This window comes from Streptomyces vastus (genome assembly GCF_039532825.1).
Classification (GTDB): Bacteria; Actinomycetota; Actinomycetes; order Streptomycetales; family Streptomycetaceae; genus Streptomyces; species Streptomyces vastus.
The window spans coordinates 264,962-266,773 of the sequence record NZ_BAAASJ010000076.1 but is presented as its reverse complement, the minus strand read 5'-3'; the positions used below and the strand labels follow the sequence as shown (position 1 = coordinate 266,773).

Here is a 1,812-nt window from a genome sequence, read left to right as displayed (position 1 = left end):
GGGCGGCGATGCCCTTCGGTGCGTACATCTTGTGGCCGACGACGGTCAGCAGGTCGACGTCCAACTCTCGTACGTCCAGGGGGAATTTTCCGGCTGCCTGTGCGGCGTCGCAGTGGAAGAGCACCCCGTGGGCGCGTGTGATGCGGGCCAGTTCGGCGATGGGCTGGAGGGTGCCGGTCTCGTTGTTCGCGGCCATGACCGAGACCAGAACGGTGTGCTCGGTGAGGGCGGCGGCGAGTGCCGCCGGGTCGACCAGGCCGTTGCCGTCAACGGGCAGGTACGTCACTTCGGCGCCGTGGAGGCGTTCCAGGGCGCGGCAGGTCTCCAGGATGGCCGGGTGCTCGGTGACCTGGGTGATCACATGCGGGCGGTCGGTCCTGCCGGACAGCACGGCGCCGCGCAGGGCGAGGTTGTCGGCCTCCGAGCCGGAGCCGGTGAAGACGATCTCTCCCGCGTCCGCGCCGATGAGTGCGGCGACCTGAGCGCGGGCGCGGGCCAGGGCCCGCGTCGGGGCTGCCGCGTAGGGATGGCTGCTGGAGGGGTTGCCGAACCAGTCGGCCAGATATGGGTGGATGGCCTCGGCCACCCTCGGGTCCACCGGAGTGGTGGCGTTGTAGTCCAGAAAGACCGGTCCGCCGACCAGCCCCGGATGCGACGGAAGACTGTCGGTCACGCCAACTCCCCTGCGTGCACGGGCATCTCGGCCAGGCGCCACTCCAGCATGCCGTCGTTCAGCCGGATCGCCCGGCGGCCGCGGTCGGTCAGCAGCCGCACCGCGTCGTACGCGAGCACGCAGTACTCGCCGCGGCAGTAGACGACGATCTCCGCGTCCTCGGGCAGCTCGTTGATCCGCTCGGCCAGCTTCTCCACCGAGATGGAGACGGCGCCGGGGATGTGTCCGGCCAGGTACTCCTCCACCGGCCGTACGTCCAGCACCACCACGTCACCGGCCTCCATCCGGGCGCGCAGCTGATCGCGGGTGACCTCCACCGCGTCGTCGGAACCGAGGTAGGCGTGCCGGGCGGCGGGGACCGCGGCCTGGTGTGCCTCGGCGACCTTGCGCAACAGCGCGAACAGCTGCGCCACATCGTCCCCGGCCAGCCGGTAGTGGATGCGCACGCCCTCACGGCGCGTGGCGACGAACCCCGCCTGCTTGAGCGTCTGCAGGTGGGCCGAGGCCGTCGTCAGGTTCAGGCCCGCTGCCTTCGCCAGCGCATCCACGGTCCGCTCGCCCTGTGCGAGCAGATCCAGCAACTCCAGACGCTTTCCGCTGGCCAGCGCCTTGCCGCTGGCCGCGAACGCGTCGTACAGCCGCGCCTTCGCGCCGGCCGTGGTGGTCTCCGCCATGACATCCTCCATAAATCCATGGAATATTGTATCTGTGGGCGGGCGCCATGACCACCCGGCGCCTACCGTGACACCAGGAGGACCCGATGGGCTTCGCAGAGGAACACCTGATACCGCTGGTCGACGAGGGTCTGGGCAACAGCGCCTACCTCGTCGACCTGGGCGACGGACGTGCCCTGGCGGTGGACGCGAGCCGGGATCTGCGCGCTCTGCGCGCTGCCGCCGGGCGGCGCGGGCTGAGGATCGCGTACGCCGCCGACACCCACCTGCACGCCGACTTCCTCACCGGCGCGCTCCAGCTCGCCGCCGACGAGGGTGCGACCGTCCTGGCCTCCGCCGCCGGACACCGCGCGTTCCCGCACACGGCGCTCGCCGACGGCGACGAGACCGACCTGGGCGGGCTGACACTGCGCGCGCTGGCCACCCCCGGACACACCGACGAGCACCTGTCCTTCCTTCTCCTGA

Annotated in this window: 3 protein-coding genes; 1 reads left to right on the top strand and 2 read right to left on the bottom strand. The window is 71.0% G+C overall.

Annotated features, from left to right (window positions below):
- Both ABD357_RS28590 and ABD357_RS28585 read right to left on the bottom strand, forming a co-directional pair.
- Positions 1–673, bottom strand: a 673-nt coding sequence (locus ABD357_RS28590) for a cysteine desulfurase family protein (RefSeq protein ID WP_344393885.1), incomplete at its 3' end; no start/stop codon positions are given.
- Complete coding sequence (locus ABD357_RS28585) at positions 670–1,347, bottom strand: ArsR/SmtB family transcription factor (RefSeq protein WP_344393884.1); 678 nt, start codon at positions 1,345–1,347, stop codon at positions 670–672. The genes ABD357_RS28585 and ABD357_RS28590, both read right to left, overlap by 4 nt.
- An 86-nt stretch (positions 1,348–1,433) precedes the next feature.
- Between ABD357_RS28585 and ABD357_RS28580 the strand changes: the two genes are divergently transcribed.
- Positions 1,434–1,812, top strand: a 379-nt coding sequence (locus tag ABD357_RS28580; protein ID WP_344393883.1) for an MBL fold metallo-hydrolase, incomplete at its 3' end; no start/stop codon positions are given.

Excerpts from the sequence above, each read along its gene's own strand:
- ABD357_RS28585 (WP_344393884.1), bottom strand. The coding sequence starts at position 1,347 with ATGGCGGAGACCACCACGGCCGGCGCGAAGGCGCGGCTGTACGACGCG.